This window comes from Nocardioides bigeumensis, assembly GCF_039531755.1.
GTDB classification, from domain to species: Bacteria; Actinomycetota; Actinomycetes; order Propionibacteriales; family Nocardioidaceae; genus Nocardioides; species Nocardioides bigeumensis.
In genome coordinates, this window is sequence record NZ_BAAAQQ010000014.1 from 206,634 (window position 1) to 229,382 (window position 22,749).

16 protein-coding genes are annotated in these 22,749 nt (G+C 73.5%); 12 read left to right on the forward strand and 4 right to left on the reverse strand.

The annotated features are described in order from the left end of the window. Nucleotides 1-5 precede the first annotated feature (5 nt). The 5 genes from ABD295_RS20255 (at nucleotide 6) to ABD295_RS20275 (ending at nucleotide 6,922) form a co-directional block, all read left to right on the forward strand. The gene (locus ABD295_RS20255) at nucleotides 6-1,976 is read left to right on the forward strand and encodes a glycosyltransferase family protein (RefSeq protein ID WP_344305657.1); all 1,971 of its coding nucleotides are present in this window, start codon (nucleotides 6-8) and stop codon (nucleotides 1,974-1,976) included. A 10-nt stretch (nucleotides 1,977-1,986) separates the two neighbouring features. After that, on the forward strand, nucleotides 1,987-2,697 hold the full coding sequence (locus tag ABD295_RS20260) for a class I SAM-dependent methyltransferase (protein ID WP_344305659.1): 711 nt from the start codon (nucleotides 1,987-1,989) through the stop codon (nucleotides 2,695-2,697). Between the two features lie 8 nt (nucleotides 2,698-2,705). Further along, the gene (locus tag ABD295_RS20265) at nucleotides 2,706-3,365 is read left to right on the forward strand and encodes a sulfotransferase (protein ID WP_344305660.1); all 660 of its coding nucleotides are present in this window, start codon (nucleotides 2,706-2,708) and stop codon (nucleotides 3,363-3,365) included. A 101-nt stretch (nucleotides 3,366-3,466) separates the two neighbouring features. Continuing rightward, the gene (locus ABD295_RS20270) at nucleotides 3,467-4,714 is read left to right on the forward strand and encodes a glycoside hydrolase family 16 protein (RefSeq protein WP_344305661.1); all 1,248 of its coding nucleotides are present in this window, start codon (nucleotides 3,467-3,469) and stop codon (nucleotides 4,712-4,714) included. Between the two features lie 78 nt (nucleotides 4,715-4,792). Then, nucleotides 4,793-6,922, forward strand: a complete 2,130-nt coding sequence (locus tag ABD295_RS20275) for a glycosyltransferase (RefSeq protein ID WP_344305662.1) — start codon at nucleotides 4,793-4,795, stop codon at nucleotides 6,920-6,922. A gap of 85 nt (nucleotides 6,923-7,007) precedes the next feature. On the opposite strand, the gene ABD295_RS20280 is transcribed toward ABD295_RS20275, so the two are convergent. Continuing rightward, entirely contained in the window at nucleotides 7,008-8,405 is a 1,398-nt protein-coding gene (locus tag ABD295_RS20280) for a GH1 family beta-glucosidase (RefSeq protein WP_344305663.1), read from the reverse strand. Between the two features lie 65 nt (nucleotides 8,406-8,470). Here ABD295_RS20280 and ABD295_RS20285 point away from each other — a divergent pair, with 65 nt between their 5' ends. Continuing rightward, nucleotides 8,471-9,184 (forward strand): pirin family protein, encoded by a 714-nt coding sequence (locus ABD295_RS20285; protein WP_344305664.1) that lies wholly within the window; start codon nucleotides 8,471-8,473, stop codon nucleotides 9,182-9,184. Between the two features lie 252 nt (nucleotides 9,185-9,436). On the opposite strand, the gene ABD295_RS20290 is transcribed toward ABD295_RS20285, so the two are convergent. Next, a complete protein-coding gene (locus ABD295_RS20290) occupies nucleotides 9,437-11,038 on the reverse strand; it encodes an FAD-binding oxidoreductase (protein ID WP_344305665.1) in 1,602 nt (533 codons plus the stop codon). Nucleotides 11,039-11,055: 17 nt separating this feature from the next. Between ABD295_RS20290 and ABD295_RS20295 the strand changes: the two genes are divergently transcribed. The 5 genes from ABD295_RS20295 (at nucleotide 11,056) to ABD295_RS20315 (ending at nucleotide 17,418) form a co-directional block, all read left to right on the forward strand. Then, nucleotides 11,056-11,637, forward strand: coding sequence for a TetR/AcrR family transcriptional regulator (locus tag ABD295_RS20295; protein WP_344305666.1), 582 nt, complete (start codon nucleotides 11,056-11,058; stop codon nucleotides 11,635-11,637). Continuing rightward, on the forward strand, nucleotides 11,634-13,190 hold the full coding sequence (locus tag ABD295_RS20300) for a glycerol-3-phosphate dehydrogenase/oxidase (protein ID WP_344305667.1): 1,557 nt from the start codon (nucleotides 11,634-11,636) through the stop codon (nucleotides 13,188-13,190). The genes ABD295_RS20295 and ABD295_RS20300 overlap by 4 nt, the downstream gene beginning before the upstream one ends. A gap of 62 nt (nucleotides 13,191-13,252) precedes the next feature. After that, complete coding sequence (locus ABD295_RS20305; protein WP_344305668.1) at nucleotides 13,253-14,269, forward strand: sigma-70 family RNA polymerase sigma factor; 1,017 nt, start codon at nucleotides 13,253-13,255, stop codon at nucleotides 14,267-14,269. Further along, nucleotides 14,266-14,895, forward strand: a complete 630-nt coding sequence (locus ABD295_RS20310; protein WP_344305669.1) for a TIGR03086 family metal-binding protein — start codon at nucleotides 14,266-14,268, stop codon at nucleotides 14,893-14,895. Before ABD295_RS20305 ends, ABD295_RS20310 begins: the two co-directional genes overlap by 4 nt. A 9-nt stretch (nucleotides 14,896-14,904) precedes the next feature. Further along, nucleotides 14,905-17,418, forward strand: a complete 2,514-nt coding sequence (locus ABD295_RS20315; RefSeq protein ID WP_344305670.1) for an AAA family ATPase — start codon at nucleotides 14,905-14,907, stop codon at nucleotides 17,416-17,418. A gap of 13 nt (nucleotides 17,419-17,431) precedes the next feature. Here ABD295_RS20315 and ABD295_RS20320 read toward each other — a convergent pair whose 3' ends face one another. Then, nucleotides 17,432-18,220, reverse strand: coding sequence for a DUF2332 family protein (locus ABD295_RS20320; protein WP_344305817.1), 789 nt, complete (start codon nucleotides 18,218-18,220; stop codon nucleotides 17,432-17,434). Nucleotides 18,221-18,316: 96 nt separating this feature from the next. Then, nucleotides 18,317-19,765 (reverse strand): NAD-dependent succinate-semialdehyde dehydrogenase, encoded by a 1,449-nt coding sequence (locus tag ABD295_RS20325; RefSeq protein WP_344305671.1) that lies wholly within the window; start codon nucleotides 19,763-19,765, stop codon nucleotides 18,317-18,319. Between the two features lie 675 nt (nucleotides 19,766-20,440). On the opposite strand from ABD295_RS20325, the gene ABD295_RS20330 reads away from it, so the two are divergent. After that, the gene (locus ABD295_RS20330) at nucleotides 20,441-22,558 is read left to right on the forward strand and encodes an elongation factor G-like protein EF-G2 (protein WP_344305672.1); all 2,118 of its coding nucleotides are present in this window, start codon (nucleotides 20,441-20,443) and stop codon (nucleotides 22,556-22,558) included. Nucleotides 22,559-22,749 lie beyond the last annotated feature (191 nt).

Genomic DNA, 22,749 nt, shown 5'->3' on the forward strand with positions numbered 1-22,749 from the left:
CGTCGATGGGGGCAGCCGAGGTCGCGGCCAGCGTCCTCTTCGACGACGAGTGGTACGCCGCGCAGGTGGGGGTCGACTTCGGGACCCGCGCAGACGCGGCTGCGCACTACGTCGCCCACGCGCGTGAGCTCGACGTGTCGCCGCACCCGCTCTTCGAGCCCGCGTGGCTCTATCCCGCCGGCCGGTGGCGCGAGAGCGCGGACGACCCGCTCTCGCACTACCTGGGGAGGCGAGACCGGGCCTCGCTGTCGACGCACCCGCTGCTGCCCGACGACGCGGAGGAGGTCGTGGCCGCCCTCGGCCCCGACGCGCTGCTCCCGAGGACGACCGGTCCCCGGCTGCGCTGGGCGCAGGTGCGGGCGGCCGCGTTCGCCGCGCTCACGGACCTGCCCCCGTCCGCCGGAGCGCCGCGCACCTCGGTCGTCGTCTCGCTCGAGGGCGGGGTCCGGTCCGCGACTCGCTGGCTGCGAAGGCTCTACCGCGCCCACGTCAGGGACGGCGACTCGATCGAGCTGGTGGTGCGGCCGGCCCCGGGTGCCGAACGGCGGACCATGGCGCTGGTCGCCCTCTCGTTGCCGGGCACGCGGCTGACCGGTGCGGACGAGCGGGTGCGCGGCGAGGTCACGGTGCGCGTCGACGACACCTCGCTCGAACCCCCCGAGTGGGCCTGGCTGCAGCACCTGGTCGACCGGCTCGACGACCCGGCGGTGGGGCAGGTCGGCCCGCTGCTCGTCGAGCCCGACCAGACCGTCGTGGCCGCGGCTGCGCTGCCCGAGCCGTTCCTGCGCGGGGAGACGCCCGCGGACGTCGCCCGGATGGCACACCTCCCCGTCCCCGAGCTCTGGCCCGGCGTGGTCGCGTTCCGCACCTCCGAGGGTCCCCGCGCCCCGGCGTACGTCGTGCCCGACGCGCGGGTGGTCTCGACTGCGCAGCACGTGGTGGTCGACCCACCCGACCCGGGCAGCAACCTCCACCTCGCCGCCGGCTTCGAAGGCCCCGGCCGGCCGCTGCGGATCGTCGAGGGCCGCCCGGCGCTGCGCTGGGCGATCGACATCGCCGCCCCCCTGGCCCCGCGAGGACGGCGCTGGGGCGACGACCCGTTCGCGCGCAGCCTGGCCGCCGCGCTGGAGCGTCTCGACCAGCGCGTCACCGTCGACCACCCCGAGACACGCAACCGCGCGTCGCGCGACCACGACGACGTCGTGCTGGTCGTCCGCGGCCTCGAGCCGGTCGCGCCGACCACGGCCGACGCCGGCGTGCCGGCACGGATGCTCTGGGTGATCAGCCACCCGGCGGAGGTGACCGCCGAGGAGGTGGCGCCGTACGACGTCGTCCTGGCGGCCTCGGCGAGGTGGGCCGCGGGCCGCTCCGCCGCGTGGGGCCGCGAGGTGCGCCCGCTCCTCCAGTGCACCGACACGACCCGCTTCCACCCTGGTCTCGCCGAGCCCGACTCCGGGCCGGAGGTGCTCTTCGTCGGCAACTCGCGCGGCACCGACCGGCCGGTGGTGAGCGGCGCGCTCGCCGTGGGACTGCCGTTGACGGTGTACGGCGACGGCTGGGACGACGTCCCCGAGACCGTGCTCAAAGGGCGCCACGTCCCCAACGAGGAGCTCGGGGCGCTGTACGCCTCGGCGGGCGTGGTGCTCGCCGACCACTGGACCGACATGCGGGCGGAGGGTTTCGTGGCCAACCGGACCTTCGACGTCCTTGCCTCGGCAGGCCGGCTGCTCTCCGACGAGGTGCCCGGCCTGGCCGACCTCCTGGCCGAGCTCGGGACCCACGCCCCGACCTGGAGCACGCCCGCCGACCTCGCGGCGCTGGCCCGCCCCGGGTGGCGTGACCGGTGGCCGTCGTACGACGAGAGGGTCGTCGCCGCCGAGCGCGTGGTCGCCCGGCACGGCTTCGACGCGCGGGCGCGCAGCCTGCTGGAGCTCGCCCTGTCCACGATTGGGCAGGGTGTCCGGGGCGACACTTAGACTCCCCGGCATGACTGACGTCGTGCTGCCCGCGACCGGGGTGCCGCTGCCCCCGGTCCCGCTGCGGATGGGTGGCGCGCACTTCCGCGAGGACGCCGACTTCGTGGCGGCGGCGATCCGCGACGTGGCCTTGTTGCAGCGCCACGCCGGCCTCACCCGCGAGTCGCGGCTGCTCGACTGGGGGTGCGGCGCGGGGCGTCTGGCCGTCGGCGTGCACCAGGCGTTGGGCCATGTCCGTGACTACCACGGCGTCGACGTGCAGCCCGAGCTGCTGGAGTGGGCGCGCGAGAACCTCACCGACGAGCACACCCGTTTCACGCTGGTCGACCAGCGCAACGAGCGCTACAACCCCGAGGGCGAGGCGGCCTTCGCCATTCCCGCCGATCGCGGCAGCGTCGACGTCCTCTATGCCTACTCCGTCTTCTCCCACATGCTCGAGCCCGACGTGCGCGGCTACGCCGGCTCCATCGCCGAGGTGCTCACCCCCCAGGGCCGGGCCGTGATGACGGCCTTCGTCGAGAACGACGTGCCCGACTGGGAGGAGAACCCGTCGGACTACCGCAAGCTGCCCTGGAAGGGCCGGCTCCACTGCGTCCGCTTCGACCGGCGCTTCTTCGAGGACCTGCTGTGGGATGCCGGGCTCGCGGTCGACGAGTTCGTCTACGGCCGGGAGACCGACGGTCAGTCGCTCTACTCCCTGCGCCCGCGCGCCGGCCTGTGAGTGAGCCCATGACGCCCGGCGACCGGGACGACCTCGGCTACGTCTTCATCATGACCTACGGCCGCTCGGGGTCGACGCTGGTGCAGGGCCTGCTCAACGCCATCCCCGGCTACCTCGTGCGCGGCGAGAACTCCGCCTCGCTGAACCACCTGCACGCCTTCCACAAGAACATGCTCGCCGAGAGCCAGCGCGGCAACCTCGTCGGCCGCCGCAAGGTGACGCACCCGTTCTACGGCATGCCCGACTTCCCGCCGGAGCGCTCGCTGCGCGACATCCGCCGGCTGGTGCTCGACACCGTGCTGCGGCCGGAGCCCGAGACACGGGTCACCGGGTTCAAGGAGATCCGGTGGTACCAGGACGACCTCGCCGACTACTGCGCCTGGATGCGTGAGGTCTTCCCGGGCGCGCGCTTCGTCGTCAACACCCGCAACCAGGCCGACGTGCTCAAGAGCAAGTGGTGGGCCAAGAAGGACAACGCCGCCTACCTCGCCGGCATCGAGGAGCGCATCCTGCGGGTGGCCGATGGGCTGGGCGACGCGGCGTACCGCGTCCACTACGACGACTACGTCGCCGACCCCGCCGTGCTGCGCGGCCTCTACGACTGGCTCGGAGAAGAATTTGACCTGGAGTCCGTGCGGGTCACACTGGGGACTCGCCACTCGGTCTGACCGCTCGCGGATTCCGCGCAGCCAGCCGCCCCGAACCTATGGAGGGCGTGGAGCGTCAGACCTTTGGTACGCCCCCACCCGGACGACCTGAGAGGGACCCCTTGCACCTGCGATCCAGAGCCGCCCGCACTACTGCCGGCCTCGCTTCCGCAGCACTCCTCGTCACGGCCCTGACGGGCCTGAGCGCCTCGTCGGGCGCCGCCCCCGAGGCCACGCCCGTCACCAGCACCGGTGAGACGACCCAGACCACCCGCGTCGCGGGCCAGCGGGCCGCCATCACGATGCTGCCCCAGATCTCCCAGCCCGGACGCGGCACGTCCAGCCCGGCGAGGGCCAAGTCTGTGGTGGCGGTGAAGGTGTCCCCGCGCACCAACGGCCGCCCGGTCACCCTCGAGCGCCTGTCCGGCAGTCGTTGGGTCTCGACACAGAAGGCCCGGCTCAACAAGCGTGGGCTCGCCGACTTCGCAGTGGCGACCACGTCCGGTGGGCTGCCGATCACCTACCGCGCCGTCGTCAAGAAGTTCAGGGGCAAGGCCGCGATCAAGACCAGCCCGGTCGTCTCGACCGAGTGGGGCGCGGCCGACTTCGCCGACACGTTCAGCGGGCGCCGGCTCGGCCCGGCCTGGACGGACCGGTTCGGCGACTACAACCCGGCCGGGCTCCGGCGCTGCTCCAAGGGCTCGTCCAAGGCGGTCAAGGTCAGGGGCGGTGCCGTTCGGCTCAGCGTCCTGGTCGACAAGTCCAAGGGCGGCAAGCGCTGCACCGCCCGCCGCGCGGACGGCTCCTCGGCCGGCAGGTTCAAGTACCGCCTGAACGGTCACATCTCGACCCAGCACCGGGTGACCCTGCGCTACGGCGTGGCCGCCGCGCGGATGAAGTTCCAGAAGTCGAAGGGCCAGCACGCGTCGTTCTGGATGCAGCCCAACCAGCCCACCGGCGCGGCCAACGCGAGGAAGGGCGGCGCCGAGATCGATGTCATCGAGTGGTTCGGCCACCCCAGCAAGAACGGCGGGATGACCAGCTTCATCTACTACCCGACCAAGCGCGGCCCGAAGAAGTCGGGCGACTTCATCAAGAACCCGCAGCAGTACCTCTCCAGCCGCAGCGACACCTGGTGGGGCAAGTACCACGTGTTCTCGGTCGAGTGGACCCCGCACGCCTACATCTTCCGGATCGACGGCCAAGAGACCTGGCGGACCAGCAAGGGCGTCTCGGGCATCGCGCAGTACCCGATCCTGAGCCTGCTGTCCTCCGACTACGAGCTGCCCAACCTCGGCGGGGACCGCAGGCTGCCCCAGCACATGTACGTCGACTGGCTGCAGATGTGGCAGGCCGACTCCCCGCTCTGAGTCGGTCACCGGTGGTCGAGGAGGTCGCGCAGCGACCGTCACGAGACCCCCGCTCGCGTCGCTCCTAGGATGGCGCCCGTGCGCAGCGGGCTGAGAGGTGTGGGTGGCGAACGCCGCTCCCCCGCCATGGTGCTGCTGCGCTCGGGAATCTTCGACGCGGAGTACTACTCGGCGGCGGTCGGGGAGGTCTTCCCCGACCGCCGCGCCGCGGCCCGGCACTGCGTCGACCTCGGGATGCCCGCCCGCCTGTCGCCGACGCCGTTCGTGTCGCTCGGGTACCTGCCGCGCCGGGTCCAGCTCGCGTGGACGAAGGGCAACGTCGGCAAGGTCCTCGGCTACCTCCAGGACGAGAAGAACTGGGGCGAGCCCTTCGGGCCGCTGTTCCACCCGCGCGTGCACGTGGCGCGCGTGGAGGCCGAGCACGGCGGCCGGCCCGAGGAGCTGCGGACGCTGGGCCCGCTGGCGCACTTCCTCGCCACCGCGACGCCGCACACCCCGATGCCCGTCGCCCCGGGTGGCTCCGCCGCGCCGCCGACGTACGCCGTCGCGCGCGAGGCCCTGCTGGCACACGCGCGTCTGGTCGACGCCCAGGAGCGGGACCTGCCCGGCACCGAGCTCTCGGTGCACGAAGCCGGTGCGACTCCCTGGCGGCGCGGTCAGCCGCCGCTGCCCATGCAGGGGCCGGGCGGCCCCTTGGTGACCGTCGTCGCCCCGCTGCAGCCGACCCCGGCGGCGGTGTCTGCGGCCGAGCTGATCCTCCAAGGGCAGACGCTGCACCGCTGGGAGCTGCTGTTGGTCGGGGATCCCGGCGGGCGCGAGCTGCCCCTCCGTGACGGGCGAGCCCGCGTCGTACCCGCGTCGCCCGACGCCGACTGGCGCAACATCGGCCTCGCGGAGGCGCGCGGCACCTACGTCGCCTTCCTGATGCCGGGGCACCACTGGCGGCCGGACTTCCTGCTCGGTGCCGTGCAGTGGCTCAACGACTCCGGCCACGAGGCCGGTCACGCGGCGGTGTCCCTGCACGATGCGACCGGCCAGGTCACCGTGATGGCCGGCAGCGCCGACCTGCCGACGCTGCGCGCGGGTGGTTGGATCGACGTGGGGACGCTGGTGTGCCGCACCGAGGCCGCCCTCGCCGTCGGCGGTTTCGAACCGGGCTCCAGGCTCGGCGCCGACCCCGAGCTGGCCATCCGGCTCGCCAGCCGCGGCCGCCTCGACGCGTTCCCCTTCGTCGCCAGCGACCGGATGGTCGACGTGCTGCCCCAGCGGCAGAGCACCGCTGCGGGAGCCGACGGCGACTGGCTGGCCGTCATCGGGCACGCCTGGGTGGACTGGGACGCCGTGCGCACCCGCGCGACGGAGCGGGTGCCTGGCAGGGTGTCGGTCGTCGTCCCCACCTTCAACGACGCCCGGATGACCGGGGATGCGGTCGAGACGCTCCTGGCGACCACGTCCGTCCCCGACATCGAGGTCACCGTCGTCGACAACGGCTCGCCGACCGAGCTCGGTCAGGAGCTGACGGCGCGCTTCGTCGGCGAGGACCGCGTCCACTACCGCCGGCTGCCGATCAACCTCAACTTCGCGATCGCCTGCAACGTCGGCTTCGCCGAGTCGACCGGCACGCGGGTCGTCTTCCTCAACAACGACACCCGCTCCGACACCGACTGGCTGCCGGCCGTGCTGGCCCACCTCGACGACCCTCTCGTGGCCGGCGCGCAGCCGGTGCTGCTGTATCCCGACGCGACGATCCAGACCGCGGGGACGGTGTTCCCCTACCCGGACGGGCTCGCCTGCCACTTCCTCGTCGGCCGGCCGTACCTCGACGCGCTGCCGACGGCGGAGATGACCTTCCATGCCGCGACGGCCGCTGCCTTGGTGATGCGCGCCGAGGACCTGGCCGCCCTCGAGGGCTTCGACCCGCACTACGTCAACGGCATGGAGGACGTCGACCTCTGCCTACGCGCCCGCGAGCTGCGCCCAGGCGGCTTCCGCGTGGAACCCCGCTCCTCGGTGGTCCACCTCGAGGGCAAGACTCCCGGGCGCGGCAAGCGCATCCCCCAGAACCGTCAGTTCTTCATGGAGCGCTGGCACGGCCGCCTCCCCGGCCCCGAGATCGACAAGTACGAACGCGCCGGCTTCACCCTCGTCCGCCTCGACGACGACGGCCAGCCCATCCCGTCCCCCAGGCCGGTCATCGCGGCGCGCTGACGCCCGGCCGGTGGTCGAGCAGCGAGCCTGCGAGCCTGCGAGCCTGCGAGCCTGCGAGCCTGCGAGCGATCCTCGTGCCTTGGGATCAGCGGCGCGTCACTCGATTCGCCGCGACCATGGCGGCGTACCACTCGAAGGACTTCTTGGGGGTCCGCACGAGGGTGTCGTAGTCGACGTGGACGAGCCCGAAGCGCTGGGTGAAGCCCTCGGCCCACTCGAAGTTGTCGAGCAGTGACCAGGTGTAGTAGCCGCGGACGTCGACGCCCTGGGCGACCGCCTCGGCGACGGCTCGCAGGTGGCTGTCGAGGTAGTCGATGCGGGGCTGGTCGTCGACGACACCGTCGGCATCGGGGCCCATGCCGTAGGAGCAGCCCGACTCGGTGATGTAGATGGGCGGCAGGGCCGCGCGGTAGCGGGCCCGCATCAGGATGAGCAGCTCACGCAGGCCGTCGGGCACGACGGGCCACCCGAAGTCGGTCGTCGGGTAGCCGAGCACCTCGAGCTGCTCCCAGGGCAGCTCGGCGTCCTCGGCGGCCATGCCGATCTTGTGCGGGTTGTAGTAGTTGACGCCGTAGAAGTCGAGCGGCTGCCTGATGGTCGCCATGTCGCCCTCGTGGGTGTACATGTCCATGATCTCGGCGAGGTCGGCGGGATAGCGGCCGAAGAGCATGGGCTCGGCGAAGAGCGCGTTCCACAGGGCGTCGAAGAGCTTGGTGGCGCCGACGTCGGCGTCCTTGTCGGTCGCCGGCCACATCGGGGCGTGGTTGTTGGCGCAGCCGACGCTCGTGGCACCGGCCTGGCGCAGGGCGATCGCGGCCTTGCCGTGGCCGAGCAGCAGGTGGTGGGCGACGGGCAGCGCCTCGAACATGAGGGTCTTGCCCGGGGCGTGCGTGCCGTTGCCGTAGCCGAGCATGGTGACGACGTTGGGCTCGTTGACCGGGATCCAGTGCTCCACCCGGTCGGCGAGGGCGCCGCCCACGATCGCGGCGTACTCCTGGAAGTGGTCGGTCGTGGCCCGGTTGAGCCAGCCGCCGTCGTCCTCGAGCGCCTGCGGCAGGTCCCAGTGGTAGAGCGTGACCATCGGCTGGATGCCGTTGTCGAGCAGCGTGTCGACCAGCCGGTCGTAGAACGCCAGCCCTTCCGCGTTGACCTCGCCCTTGCCGGTCGGCTGGATGCGCGGCCAGGCGATCGAGAAGCGGTAGCCCTCGACGCCGAGGCGCCGCATCAGCTCCACGTCCTCCTCGACCCGGTGGAAGTGGTCGCAGGCGACCGCACCGGTGGCGCCGTCGACGACGCGGCCGGGCTCGGCGGTGAAGGTGTCCCAGATGCTGGGGCCGCGGCCGCCTTCGGTGGCGCCACCCTCGATCTGGTACGCGGCCGTGCTCGTCCCGAAACGGAAGCCTCCGGGCAGCACGGGAAATCCCTCTGCGGCCTCCCTCGCCCGGGCGTCCGGTGCACGCCCTCTCGCACGGCCCTGGGTCACCCGAAGACCCTAACGCCTGGACCGCCACCCCCGAGGGTGAACCCAGGAACTTTAGGATGCCGGTCATGGGCCTCGTCCGCATGCTCGCGGGCGACCGGCCCCGGACCTCGGAGCAGGGCCGCGAGACCTGGCACTCGTTCTCCTTCGGCGCCCACTACGACCCCGCCAACATCGCGTACGCCGGCCTGATGGCGCACCACGACGACCACCTCGAGCCGGGCGCCGGCTACCCCGACCACCCGCACGCGGGCGTCGAGATCGTCACGTGGGTTCTCGACGGCGTCCTCGTCCATCGCGACTCCGACGGCGGCGCCGCCGACCTCGGCGCGGGCAGCCTCCAGGTGCAGTCGGCCGGATCGGGCATCCGGCACTCCGAGGTCGCCGACGCGGCGTCGGGGCCGACGAGGTTCGTGCAGGCCTGGGTGCGCCCCGACGAGGACGACGGCGCGCCGGCCCGCGAGGTCGTCGATCCCGGACCCGTCCTGGACGGCGGCGGACTGGTGCCGCTGGCGTCGGGTGCCGGCACCGGGTCCGCCGGGTTGGTGGGCCTCGGCGCAGCGGGGGCGACCCTGTGGGTCGCGCGGCTGGTGCCGGGGCGCACGATCACGCTGCCGGAGCGCCGGCACCAGCACCTCTTCGTCAGCCGCGGCAGCGTCAGTGTGGCCGGGCAGACGCTCGCCGAGGGAGATGCCCTGCGAGCCACCGACGAGCCCGGGCATCGCGCAACGCTCCCGGAACACGTGGCCGGTGCCGAGCTGATGGTGTGGACGTTCGGCTGACCTCCAGGCGGCCGCCGTACCGCGTGACGACCTCGGCGACCCGCGCCACGAACGCCTCCCCGCCCACCGCCAGCACGACGGCGTCCCGCGCCACCGCGTCGGCCACCAGCCGGTCGACGGAGCGCGGACCGGGCGAGTAGGTCACCTCGACCTCGGCCCCTCGCTCGCGAAGGGAGCGCGCCACCGGCACGACCGCTCCCGGGGCCGCCCCGCCGCTCTTCGCGGGCTCGACCAGGATCGCGAACGAGCGGCTCACGGGACCAGCACGCCTGGGTTGAGGATGCCGGTCGGATCGAGCTCGGCCTTCACCGCGCGCAACACTCGCACGCCTGTCTCGCCGATCTCGCGCGCCAGCCAGGGCTTGTGGTCGGTGCCCACCGCGTGGTGGTGCGTGATCGTCGCGCGCGCCGCGACCATGGCGTCGGTGGCGGCGGCCTTGGCCGCCCGCCACGCCGGTTCGGTCGCCCGCGCGGCGACGGTGAAGTAGAGCGAGCAGCCGGTCTCGTAGACGTGGGACACGTGGCAGAGCACCAGCGCGCCAGGCAGTGATGCGCCGAGCGCGGCCTTCACGTCGGCGTACGTCTGCTCCACCCGCGACCAGAACGTCGCCGTCTCCAGCGTCTCGACGAGCACGCCGACGTCCAGCATCGAGTCGCGCAGGTACGGCGCCTTGAACCGGCCCGCGGCCCAGGCCCGGCCGGGCTCTTCGCCGCCTGGCACCCCGCCCAGGTCGGTCAGGAGGGCGGTCACGGACGTCTGCTTCGCGGCGACGTCGGCGGCGGAGCCCTCGTAGCCGGTGATCATCAGGCAGCCGCCGGCGCTCGCGCCCCCGCCAACGGCGTCCGGGTCGGCCAGGCTCAGCGCCGTCTCGGACTCGTCGGAGAGCCGCAGCACGGTCGGGAGCGGGCCTGACTGCGCGAGCTCACGCATCGCGTCGCGGCCCTCGGCGAACGTCGCGAACCGCCAGCCCTCGTAGACCTTCGCCTCGGGGATCGGGCGCACCCGCACGGTCACCGAGGTGATCACGCCGAAGGCGCCCTCGGAGCCGAGCAGGAGCTGGCGGAGGTCCGGGCCCGCGGCCGAGGCGGGCGCGACCCCGAGGGAGAGACGCCCCGTCGGGGTGACAGCGGTCAGCGCCACGACCATCGCGTCGAAGCGGCCGTAGCCCGCGGAGGCCTGTCCCGACGACCGGGTCGCCGCGAAGCCGCCGATCGACGCGTGCTCGAAGGACTGCGGGAAGTGACCGAGCGTCAGCCCGTGCTCGGCGAGCAGCGCCTCCGCCTCGGGTCCGAGCAGGCCGGGCTCCAGGGTCGCGGTCATCGAGACCGGGTCGACCTCGACGAGGTGGTTCATCCGGCGCAGGTCGAGGCTGACCACGCCGGCGTACCCCTCACGGTCCGGCGCGAGTCCACCGGTCACGGCCGTGCCGCCGCCGAAGGGCACGACGGCGAGGTGGTGCCGGACGGCGATCGCCAGCACCGCCGCGACCTCGTGCGCGCCGACGGGACGGACGACGACGTCGGGCGCGTCCGTCAGGTCGCCGGCGCGGGCGCGCAGGAGGTCGGGGGTGGACTTGCCCCGCGTGCGCAGCCGCCTGATCGCGTCGTCGGTGACGACGTGCGCGTCGCCGACCGCCGTCCGCAGCTCGGCCAGCACGGCCTCGTCCAGCGCGGGCGCCGGCAGGGAGACGGCAGTCGCGGCAGGACTGTCGGTCACCCCGAAGGCCAACTCGACCAGCGCGCGGGCGGGCTCGGGGAGCGGCGCCGCGCCAGCGGGGTCACCCCACCGGGTCGGGTGCATCTCCCGCCCGGTGGTCGAGGAGGAGGCTCTGCCGTCGTCACGAGACCCTTGCATGCGTTACAGTGTGACATATGTCGTCACTTCGTCACACCTACCTCGATGCGGCCCGCGCCTGCATCCTCGACGTGGGCTGGCGGCGCACGACGCTCACCGAGGTCGCCCGGAGGGCCGGGGTGAGCCGGATGACGATCTATCGCACCTGGTCGGACATGCCCCAGCTGCTCGGCGACCTGATGACCCGCGAGTGGGGCGCCGTCGTGGCCACCACTCTCGCCCGGACTGAGCAGCCTGGGGCCTCCGACGATGCCGTGACGACACTGGCACGCGGGATGGTCGCGGCGGTGAGCGCGCTGCGCGACAACGAGCTCTTCGTGCGCATCGTCGAGCTCGACCCCGAGCTGCTGCTGCCCTACCTCCTCTCCCGCCGTGGCCGCAGCCAGCAGGCGCTGCTCGAGCTGCTGCGCGACCAGATCGCCGCCGGCCAGACGGCCGGCGCGATCCGGGCGGCCGACGCGGACGCCGTCGCGCGCTCGCTGCTGCTGGCCAGCCACGGCTTCGTCTTCTCCGCCCAGACCATGGTCGACGACGACGTGTCGCTCGCCGACCTCGACGCCGAGCTGAGCGAGCTGGTCGAGCGGATGCTCCGGCCATGACCCGCATCCGGCCCGGCCTGCGCGACGCCCCGGCGTCCGTCGACCTCGTCGTCGTCGGCCTCGGTGTGACCGGAGCGGGGGTCGCGCTGGACGCTGCCACCCGCGGGCTCCGGGTGCTCGCTGTCGACGCCCACGACCTCGCCTTCGGCACCTCGCGCTGGTCGTCCAAGCTCGTGCACGGCGGACTGCGCTACCTCGCCCAGGGCCGGGTCGGCGTCGCCCACGAGAGCGCGATCGAGCGCCAGGTGCTGATGGAGGTGACCGCCCCCCACCTGACGCACGCGGTCCCGATGGTCCTGCCCCTCACCTCGGCCGTGTCCCGGACCCAGGCGGCGGTGGCGACGGCGGGCCTCCACGCCGGCGACCTGCTCCGTCGCGGGTCGCACACCGGCGCCGAGACGTTGCCGCGTCCCCGCCGGCTCTCCGCGACCGAGACGCTCCAGCTGGCCCCGGGGCTCCGGCGTGCCGGGCTCCGCGGCGGGTTGCTCTCCTGGGACGGGCAGCTCGAGGACGACGCCCGCCTCGTCGCGACGATCGCGCGCACGGCCGCGCAGCACGGCGCCGAGGTCCGCACCCGCGCGCGGGTGCTCCACGCCACCGGCACCCAGGTCACCCTGCGCGACGAGCTCGACGGGACCACCCACCGGGTGGCGGCGCGGGCGGTGGTCAACGCGACGGGGGTCTGGGCGGGCGACCTGGTGCCCGAGGTGCGCCTGCGACCCTCCCGGGGCTCCCACCTGGTGCTGCGCGAGGACGCCTTCCGGGGCTTGCGGGCCGTCGTCACCGCTCCGGTGCCCGGCTCCGCCAGCCGTTTCGTGATGGTCCTCCCGCAGCCGGACGGGACCGTGTACGTCGGCCTCACCGACGAGCCCGTCGGGGGGCCGATCCCCGACGTGCCCGTCCCGGCGGAGACCGAGATCGGCTTCCTGCTCGACGTGGTCTCGGCGGCGTTCGAGCGGCCGTTGCGGCGTGCCGACGTGGTGGGCTCGTTCGCCGGCCTGCGCCCGCTGCTCGACCCCTCAGTCAGTGAAGGGGCGGGCAGCGACGGGGCGGGCGCCACCGCCGACCTCAGTCGACGGCACGCAGTGCTCACGTCGGCGACAGGCGTGGTGTCGGTCGTGGGCGGCAAGCTGACGACGTACCGCCGGATGGCCGAGGACGCCGTCGATGCAGCCGGGCTGGCCGCCGACCCGTGCCGCACCCGCACGCTGCCCCTCGCCGGCGCCGCCCCGCGCGACGCACTGGCCTCGAGCGAGGCCCCACGCCGCCTCGTCCGCCGTTACGGGGCCGACGCCGACCTGGTGCTCGACTCGGCCCGCGAGGCCACCGGGCTCTCCGCCGACGAGCTGCTCGCCCCGGTGGCCGACGGCCCGCCCGGCTGCCTCCCTGCATGCCTGGCCGAGCTGGTGTTCGGCGTCACCCACGAGGGGGCCCACGACGTCGCCGACCTGCTCGACCGGCGTACCCGGGTAGGCCTCGTCCCGGCCGACCGCAGGCGGGCCGAACCCGCCGCCCGGAGGGCTCTGGCGATCTCGTCCCGCCCGCACCGATGAGTCCCGGCCTCGACCTGAGTCGGAGGTTGTGGGCAGGATGGACTACTCGGAGGGGCGGGCGGATGACCCAGACAGCACAGACGGCACAGACAGCACAGACGGCGCCGGGCGACGTGAGCGAGCTCGAGGACTTCCCGACGCTCACGGCGCGCTACCAGCGCGAGCTGCTGGCGCACTGCTACCGCATGAGCGGCTCGGTGCAGGAGGCCGAGGACCTCGTCCAGGAGACGCTGCTGCGCGCCTGGAAGTCGAGCGACAAGTTCGAGGGCCGCAGCTCGGTGCGCACCTGGCTCTACCGCATCGCCACCAACGTCTGCCTGACCAACCTCGAGGCGCGGCCGCGCCGCCCCCTCCCCACCGGCCTGGGCACCGCCGACCAGCTCGCCGGGGACGCGCTCGAGCTCGACGCCGAGATCCCCTGGCTCGAGCCGGTGCCCGACGCCGCGGTCGTGGTGGCCGAGAAGGACTCCATCCGCCTCGCCTTCGTCGCGGCCCTCCAGCACCTGCCTGCCCGGCAGCGCGCGGTGCTCATCCTGCGCGACGTCCTGCGCTGGTCGGCCAAGGAGACCGCGCAGGCGCTCGACACCACCGTCGCCGCCGTCAACTCCGCCCTCCAGCGCGCCCACGCGCAGCTCGGCGAGAAGGGCCTCACCGAGGACACCGTGAAGCCCGACCTGGACGAGCGCCAGGAGACGATGCTCAAGGAGTACGTCGACGCCTTCTGGCGCAAGGACATCGACGCGATCGTGGCGCTGCTGAAGGCCGACGCGATCTGGGAGATGCCGCCCTTCACCAGCCACTTCCGGGGCGCGGAGAACATCGGCAAGCTCATCGGCACGCAGTGCCCGGGCGGCGTGCACGACATGCCGATGCTGCCCACCACCGCCAACGGCCAGCCCGCCTTCGGCCTCTACATGCGCAGGGACGACGGCTTCGTCCCCTTCCACCTCCAGGTGCTCGACCTCGACGGCGACCGGGTGCGTCAGGTCGCGGCGTTCTTCGATGCCGACTTCACGAAGTTCGGGCTTCCCGCCCGGCTGCCCGCCGACTGGTCGTACGAGACCAGCCGGCCGGCGTGATCCCCTCCCTCCCCACGTCCATCTCGCTGCTCGAAGGGGCGCTGGGGTACACGCGCGACCAGCTGCTCCGGATCACCCCCGGCCGATCGGGTGACCCGACGCCGTGCGCCGGGTGGTCGCTCCAGGACCTGCTGGAGCACATGGACGACGCCCTCGACGCCTTCCTGGAGGCGGCCGGCGGCGCCGTCGAGCTGCGTCCCCGGCCGCTCGAGCCCACCGCGGCCGACCTGTGCACGCGTCTTCAGGTCAAGGCCTGCGCACTGACCGACGTCTGGCGAGCGGCTGCTCGGGACGGGCGCCAGGTGGTCGACGTGGCGGGGCACCGCGTCCCCGCCGTCCTCCTGATCAACACCGCCGCCCTCGAGATCACCGTGCACGGCTGGGACGTGGCCCGGACGCTGGACCCGGATCCGCCCCGGATTCCGGTCGACCTGGCGCGACACCTGCGCCCGGTGACACTCGCCGTCGTCAGTCCTGCTGACCGGGGGGCACGCTTCGGGCCACCCGTTCCGACCACGCCCGGCACCCCCGCGGACCAGGCCCTCCTGGCCCATCTGGGCCGGGTCCCCACACCGGGCGGGCACACCTGGGCCAATCGGCTGCCGGACACGGGAGCCGCCTCCTAGCGTTCTTGCATGCAGTCACTCGCGGGGCTCCCCCCGGGGAGAGCCGTGGAGAGGGAGGGAGAGCTCACCACCTTCGCCAGGGCGACCAGGCGAGCGGCAGCGGGTCGCGGCGCAGTACTCGCCGTGACCGGATCGGCCGGTGTCGGCAAGACCTGCCTGCTGGAGCAGGTCGGCGCCGACGCTGCCGCAGCGGGCTGGCCCGTCCACACGGTCCGTGCGCCCCGCGTCCGCGCGCGCCGGAGCTCGCCGGGAGAAGTCCTGGCGACGCTCTTGGAAGGCACCCTTCGACAAGGGGACGCGGGGGCGCACCCGACGGACGGGTCGGCCCGCACCCTCGGCTCGCTGCGCCGGCTGCTCGCGGACCTCACCGCCGAGCAGCCGGTGCTGCTTGTCGTGGACGACCTGGACTGGGCCGACGCCACCACGATCAGGCAGCTGCGCGCCCTCGTCGACGACATCCGCAGCCTGCGCTGCGTCCTCGTCGTCTCGGTCACCGACGACGAGCCGGGCGCCCCGGCTCCCACCGACTCGCGGCGGCTGGCCCGCGACCTGGTGTCGGTGGCACGCCGCCTCCCGCTCGGACCGCTGTCCAGGACCGCGGCCCTCGAGCTGGCCGCGGCCCTGCGTCCGGAGCTGGGACCGGGCGAGGTCGAGGAGCTGCACGCGCGGTCACGGGGCAACGCCCGCCGGCTGACGGACCTGCTCACGTCCCGGCCGGCTGACGCCCCGCCCCTTCCCTGCACGAGCCTCTTGTCCGCCCGCGAGACCGAGCTGTTGCGCCTGGTCTGCCTGCTCGACGACCTCCCGGAGATCGACGAGGTGCTCGCCGCCGTCCCGGGCCCGGACGCCCTCGAGACCCTGACGAGGCTGGCCGCGCTCGAGCTGATCACGCTGGACCCGCCGCACGTCACCCCGGCGGGCCCCCGGATCCGCACCGCCGTCCTGCGGGAGACCCCGCGGCAGGTCGCCAAGGACCTCCATGACCGGCTCGCCCGGTCGCTGCTCGCGAGCGGAGCCGCCACGGACCGCGTCGTACCCCACCTCCTGGAGGGCAACCCGCGCATCGACCCGGCGGCGCGCAGTGCCCTGTCGGCCGCGGGCCGGGCCGCCCTGGACGACGGGGACGACCGGCTCGCGACGGCGCTGTTGCAGCGGGCTCTCGACGAGGCCCCGGCCTCCCCGGCCGACGCCCCCCTCCACGCCGACATCGCCCGCGCGCTCGCCGGGATGGGCGACCTGGACGCCGCCATCGGCTCGTGGTCGATGGCCCAGCAGCTGACGCCCGACTCGACGACGCGCCACACGTACGCCGCCGCGGCGGCCAGCGCGATGGCCGAGGCAGGCCGCCTCCCGGACCGCTCGGCCCTTCTCTCAGCGGGCCTCGGTCTCGCGGCGCGGTGCTCGTCGTCCGCGACCGTGGGCGAGATCGGCCTCGCCGTGGCCGAGGACGCACTGGACGGACGGCGCCCGCTGCGCGACCTCTTCCCCGCGACGATGCTGATGATCGGGGCGTCCGAGCTCGACACCGCCGACACGTTGCTCACCCGAGCGCTCGACCGCCCCCGCCTCGACCCGACCGACGAGGTCGAGGTCACGGCCTGTCGCGGCTGGGTCCGCGTGCGCGCCGGCCGGATCGCCTCCGGGCTGGCGGACCTCGAGGCCTCGCGGCCCGGCACCGACCTCATGGAGCCCGCCCAGGCGGCCGCCCGCCTCTCCGTCGTGATCGAGGCGCGGCTCGCCCGCGGCGAGCTCGCCGAGGCGGTCGCCCTCGCCGACACGCTCGCGCGCACCCCCGTCCCGTCGGGACTGTCGGCGGCCCTCGTGCGGCACGCCCTCGCCGAGGTCGCCAGCGCCCAGGGTCACGACCAGCGTGCCGTCGAGCTCTATCGCGAGGCCGGCGCGGTCGCGATCATCGACAACCCCGCCTTCGTCGCCTGGCGGGTCGGTGCAGCGTTCGCGGAGCTGCGCTGCGGGGCCGGCCCCCGAGCGCTCGACCTGGCCCGCGAGAACCTCGCCCTCGCGCGGGCCTTCGGGTCCGCGTACGCCGAGGCCCAGGCGCTGCGCACGCTCGTGACCGTCGACGTGACCGTCGACCGCACAGCGGCGCTCCTGGAGGCGCTCGATCTCACGACCCGCGTCGACGCTCCGCGGCTGCGCGCCATCGTGGCCACCGACCTCGCCGCGCTCCTGGCCCTCGAGCCGGGGCAGCACGAGGCCGCCGTCGAGCTGCTGAACGCCGCCGACGCCTACGCCACCGAGGAGTCCCTCCACCCGCTCCAGCAGCGGTCCCGGCGGGTGCTCGACCTGCTGGGTGCCGGTCCGGTGCAGCGGCGCGCCGAGCAGCTCGCGACCCTGACCGCCGGCGAGCGGCGTACGGCCCACCTCGCCGCCGACGGCCTCACCAACCAGGTCATCGCGCACCGGCTCGGGGTCTCGGTCAAGGCCGTCGAGTGGCACCTGTCGAGCTGCTACCGCAAGCTCGGCATCCGCTCACGCAGGCAGCTGCCGGGCCTCTTCGCCTAGGCTCCGTCGTCGATCAGCCCGGTCCCTCGAGCCAGGTCAGGTTCGTCCCGTGCCCGTGCGCCCAGGCCAGGGCTCGACCGTCGAGCCCGACCACGAATTGCGCCGGCCCGGGCGGCTCGCCCAGACCCGGGCTCCGCACCTCCCAGAGCACCTGCGGTCCCTCGTTGCTGATCCACCGGCACGCGCCCTCCTCGACGAGGCCGGAGACCAGCCGGGCGTAGCGGCGGCGCTCGTCGGGCTCGAGGTAGGCGATCACGGCGCTGTGCAGGACCACCGGAACGCCGTACGCCGCCGCCTCCTCGACCAGCCGCGGCAGCGCCTCGAGCAGGTCGCCGCGACGCACGTGCGGCGGCTCGGCCGACGCCACCGCGAAGGCCGCGCGGAGCCGGCGGCGCCGGCTCTCCTCCTCGGGCCAGACCAGGTTGACCAGCCAGGCGGTGTCGTCCGGATCGGTCACGTCCAGCGGATTCAGGTCGACGCCGCCGCGCCACGCCACCTCCGGGTGCGCGACGGGCAGCGGGGCAGGCCCGCGCACCCGGCAGGTCAGCTCCGGCGCACCCGCGAGCGGCAACGTGACGTCGCCCTGGTCGGTGGTCCAGCGATAGGCATAGCGGTCGGGGTAGAGGCACAGGCCGGCACTGGCGCCCGCCTCGACCAGGGCGAGCGGCTGGTCCTCCTCGGCGGCGACCCGAGCGAGCACCGGGAGCAGCGCAGCCAGGCGGCCGACCTCGTTGGTCTGGGTGCGCCGCTGCCAGATCGTGCCCCGGATCTCGCCGGCGTCGGCGAGCAGGGCGGTGCGCAGGCCGGCGTACGGTCCCGGCGCCGGGACCCCGTGCCAACGGGCGGCCGTACGGCTCCATGTCCCGCTCCGTTGGCCGGTGCTCGACCCGGTCGAGGCCTAGGCGCCGGGGATCGAGACGTAGGTGGTGTCGAGGTACTCCTCGATGCCCTCGAAGCCGCCCTCCCGGCCGAAGCCGCTCGCCTTGACGCCGCCGAAGGGCGCCGCAGCGTTGGAGATGAGCCCGGTGTTGATGCCGACCATGCCGTACTCGAGCCGCTCGGCCAGCCGGATCGTGCGGCCGAGGTCGTTGGTGTAGGCGTAGGACGCCAGGCCGTACTCGGTCGCGTTGGCGCGCTCGATCGCCTCGTCCTCGGTCGCGAAGGTGGTGATCGGGGCGACCGGACCGAAGATCTCCTCGCGGTTGATCTGCGCGTCGGCGGGTACACCGAGCAGCACCGTCGGCGAGTAGAACGTGCCCGGCCCGTCGGGCACGGTGCCGCCGACGACCAAGGTGGCACCGTCGTGCACGGCGTCGGTCACGAGCTGGTGCACCGACTCGACGGCGTTGGCGTCGATGAGGGGCCCGACGTCGACGCCTTCCTCCTGGCCGCGCCCGGTGGCGAGCTTGCCCATCCGCGCCCCGAGCCTCTCGGCGAACGCGTCGGCGACGGACTCGTGGACCAGGAAGCGGTTCGCGGCCGTGCAGGCCTCCCCCATGTTGCGCATCTTGGCGATCATCGCGCCGTCGACGGCGGCATCGACGTCGGCGTCCTCGAAGACGAGGAACGGCGCGTTGCCGCCCAGCTCCATGCTGATCCGCTGGAGCTCGTCGGCGGACTGCTTGACCAGGATCTTGCCGACGCTCGTCGAGCCGGTGAAGCTCAGCTTGCGCAGCCGGTCGTCGGCCATCAGGGCCGAGCAGACGGCCGGCGAGCTGCTCGTGGTGACGACGTTGAGCACGCCGTCGGGCAGGCCGGCCTCGGCCAGCGTCTCGGCCAGCCTGAGCATCGTCAGCGGCGTCGCCTCGGCGGGCTTGACCACCATCGTGCAGCCGGCCGCCACGGCAGGGCCGATCTTGCGGGTGCCCATCGCCAGCGGGAAGTTCCACGGGGTGATGAACAGGCACGGCCCGACCGGCTTCTTGACGGTCAGGAGGCGGGTGCCCCCGGCCGGGTTCTGCATCCAGCGGCCGTGGATGCGCACGGCCTCCTCGGAGAACCACCGGAAGAACTCCGCGCCGTAGGTCACCTCGCCCTTGGCCTCGGCGAGGGTCTTGCCCATCTCGAGGCTGATCAAGCGGGCGTAGTCGTCGGCCTGGGACATGATCAGCTCGAAGGCACGACGCAGGATCTCACCGCGCTCGCGGGCGGGCGTCGCCGCCCAGCCGGCCTGCGCGGCGACGGCGGCGTCCAGCGCGTCGAGCGCGTCACCAGGGTCGGCGTCGGCGACGTCGGTGAGGGTCGAGCCGTCCGCAGGATCGGTCACGGAGAACCGCTGACCGGACTCGGCCTCACGCCAAGTGCCACCGATGAAGAGCCGGCCGGGCCGGAGCACGGAATCTGTCATGGGTCGCAGCCTCCCACGCCGCCAAAGGCCCCTTCAATGTCGTCAAAAGGCAGACGCAAGGCGGCCACGGATGACAGAGTTGACCTACCTGGGGGGTTGATCGCCCCCGGGAGAGCCGGACCCGCCGTTGACCCCATGCGATGGCGGGTCCGTGCTATTTCCGGGCCGCGCGGCAGGGCTCCGCGACGACCGCCCGGCGGGCGCCTGACCACGCGGGGGCCGGTGGTCGGTGCCCGTGCTCCCGCTTCGCAGCGGGAAGCACCTCACCTGCTGGCTGGGAGCGCCGGACGGTCGTGCGGATGACCCGCGGGCCGGTGACCGACCTCGCGGGAGCCCGACGACCCGTGGCCGGCCGACCCCGCCCACGAGGGGAGGTCGTGGCTGCGTCCAGTGCGCACCCGAGCGGCGTACTGGGGGGTCATCCTGGCTCCCGATGAGCAGAGATCGTCACGACCCATCCGCCAGTGCGGCGGGACGGGGGTCTCGGGACCCCTGGGGGACGGTCGAACGATGGGGCCCGAGCACCGTCGTCGAACGTAGAGGCAACCCGTGGCGGCTGTCACTTGTTGAATCCGGGCGGTTCGCCGGACGAACCGCCCGGTGGCACCTGCCCGCTCCCGCCCGAACCGGGCCGACGGGGTTGTGTTCCGGGCCGCACAGGAGTTTTCTCGGTCCATGGCGGACAAGGGTGGAGCACGTAGACCAACCGGCCAGGATCTGGGGGCGAGCAGCCCTGACCGGATCCGCAACGTGGTGCTCGTCGGGCCGGGCGGATCCGGCAAGACCACCCTCGTGGAGACGCTGCTCGCCTCAGCAGGAGCCGTACCGCGCGCCGGGAGCGTCCGCGAGGGCACCACGGTCTGCGACTTCGAGGACGCCGAGCACGCCCACGAGCGATCCATCTCGCTCGCGGTCGCCCCGCTCGTGCACGCGGGGGTGAAGGTCAACCTCGTCGACACGCCGGGCTACGCCGACTTCGTCGGGGAGCTGCGGGCGGGGCTGCGGGCGGCCGACTGCGCGCTCTTCGTCATCGCCGCCAACGAGGGGGTGGACGACGCGACCAAGACGCTGTGGCGGGAGTGCGCGGACGTCGCCATGCCGCGCGCCGTGGTCATCACCAAGCTCGACCAGGCCCGGGCCGACTACGAGGGCGTGCTGATGGCCGCCCAGGACGCCTTCGGCGACAAGGTCATGCCGCTCTACCTGCCCGTCCGCTCGGGTGACGAGGTGACCGCGCTGGCGGGCCTGCTCTCGCCGTCCGAGCACGCCGACGACGACCTGCGGGGGTCGTTCATCGAGGCGGTCATCGAGGAGTCCGAGGACGAGTCGCTGATGGACCGCTACCTCGGCGGCGAGGAGATCGACGAGGACGTGCTCGTCGCCGACCTCGAGAAGGCGGTGGCGCGCGCGAGCTTCCACCCCGTCGTGCCCGTCTGCTCCGTCACCGGCGTCGGCTGCGAGCAGCTGCTGGACCTCATGGTCCGCGCGTTCCCCTCGCCGCCGGAGCACACGCCGCCCGAGGTGTTCACGCCCGCGGGGAAGGCGGCCGGCGCGATCGCGTGCGACCCGTCGGGGCCGCTGGTCGCCGAGGTCGTGAAGACGACCAGCGACCCGTACGTCGGCCGGCTCTCGCTGGTCCGCGTGTTCAGCGGCACGCTCGTGCCGGACTCGACCGTGCACGTGTCCGGTCACTTCTCGTCGTTCTTCGGCGACGGCTCCGCCGTCGGCGGCAGCCACCCCGACCACGACGAGGACGAGAAGATCGGCGCGCTGTCCTACGCGTTCGGGCGGTACCTCGAGCCCGCCGGCCAGGTGATCGCCGGCGACATCGCCGCGATCGGCCGGCTGTCCCGGGCCGAGACCGGTGACACCCTGTCGACGGTCGACGACCCGCGCGTCCTCAAGCCGTGGTCGATGCCCGAGCCGCTGCTGCCGGTCGCGATCGTGGCCCGCTCGAAGGCCGACGAGGACAAGCTGTCCTCGGCTCTCACCCGGCTCGCCGCCGAGGACCCCTCCATCAGGGTCGAGAACAACCCCGAGACCCACCAGCTCGTGCTCTGGACGATGGGCGAGGCGCACTCGTCCGTCGTGCTGGAGCGTCTGGTCGAGCGCTACTCCGTCAACGTCGACGCCGAGCCGTTCCTGGTGTCGCTGCGCGAGACCTTCACCGGACCGGCCAAGGGACACGGCCGGCACGTGAAGCAGTCCGGCGGCCACGGTCAGTACGCCGTGTGCGACATCGAGGTCGAGCCGCTTCCCGAGGGCGCGGGCTTCGAGTTCGTCGACAAGGTCGTCGGGGGCGCGGTCCCCCGCAACTTCATCCCGTCGGTCGAGAAGGGCGTGCGCGCCCAGATGGAGCGGGGGGTCCGCGCCGGCTACCCCGTCGTCGACCTCCGGGTCACCCTCGTCGACGGCAAGTCGCACTCCGTCGACTCGTCCGACATGGCCTTCCAGACGGCGGGTGGGCTCGCCCTGCGCGAGGCCGCCGCCACCACGACGGTGTCGCTGCTCGAGCCCTACGACGCCGTCACCGTGATCGTCCCCGACGACCTCGTCGGCGGGGTGATGTCCGACCTGTCGTCGCGTCGCGGACGTCTCCTCGGCACCGACAAGGTGGGCGACGACCGCACCCTCGTCAACGCGGAGGTCCCGCAGACCGAGCTGACCCGCTACGCCATCGACCTCCGCTCGGCCACGCACGGCGCCGGCCTCTTCACGCGCACGTTCGCGCACTACGAGCCGATGCCCGAGGACGTGGCGCGCAACGTGGCGGTGCGCGAGCACCGGATGTAGCCGACCGATCTCCTGACCCTGCGTGACCGATGGAACGCACCAGTTGCACGCATCCGGTCACGCTGTGACCGTGTGCGGCCAACGCCGACCGGGCCCACAACGCAGCCCGATCGCCACACGCCAGCACCGCCGCCCAGGCCCGCTGCTGCCACGTGGCAGGCCCGGTGTGCTCGACGTACACGCCCGGACTC

Bases quoted from the DNA above. Each gene is read 5' to 3' on its own strand.
- ABD295_RS20255 (WP_344305657.1), top strand. From the start codon at position 6: ATGGGGGCAGCCGAGGTCGCGGCCAGCGTCCTCTTCGACGACGAGTGG.
- ABD295_RS20260 (WP_344305659.1), top strand. From the start codon at position 1,987: ATGACTGACGTCGTGCTGCCCGCGACCGGGGTGCCGCTGCCCCCGGTC.
- ABD295_RS20265 (WP_344305660.1), top strand. From the start codon at position 2,706: ATGACGCCCGGCGACCGGGACGACCTCGGCTACGTCTTCATCATGACC.
- ABD295_RS20285 (WP_344305664.1), top strand. From the start codon at position 8,471: ATGGGCCTCGTCCGCATGCTCGCGGGCGACCGGCCCCGGACCTCGGAG.
- ABD295_RS20290 (WP_344305665.1), bottom strand. From the start codon at position 11,038: ATGCAAGGGTCTCGTGACGACGGCAGAGCCTCCTCCTCGACCACCGGG.
- ABD295_RS20295 (WP_344305666.1), top strand. From the start codon at position 11,056: ATGTCGTCACTTCGTCACACCTACCTCGATGCGGCCCGCGCCTGCATC.
- ABD295_RS20300 (WP_344305667.1), top strand. From the start codon at position 11,634: ATGACCCGCATCCGGCCCGGCCTGCGCGACGCCCCGGCGTCCGTCGAC.
- ABD295_RS20305 (WP_344305668.1), top strand. From the start codon at position 13,253: ATGACCCAGACAGCACAGACGGCACAGACAGCACAGACGGCGCCGGGC.
- ABD295_RS20315 (WP_344305670.1), top strand. From the start codon at position 14,905: ATGCAGTCACTCGCGGGGCTCCCCCCGGGGAGAGCCGTGGAGAGGGAG.
- ABD295_RS20325 (WP_344305671.1), bottom strand. From the start codon at position 19,765: ATGACAGATTCCGTGCTCCGGCCCGGCCGGCTCTTCATCGGTGGCACT.
- ABD295_RS20330 (WP_344305672.1), top strand. From the start codon at position 20,441: ATGGCGGACAAGGGTGGAGCACGTAGACCAACCGGCCAGGATCTGGGG.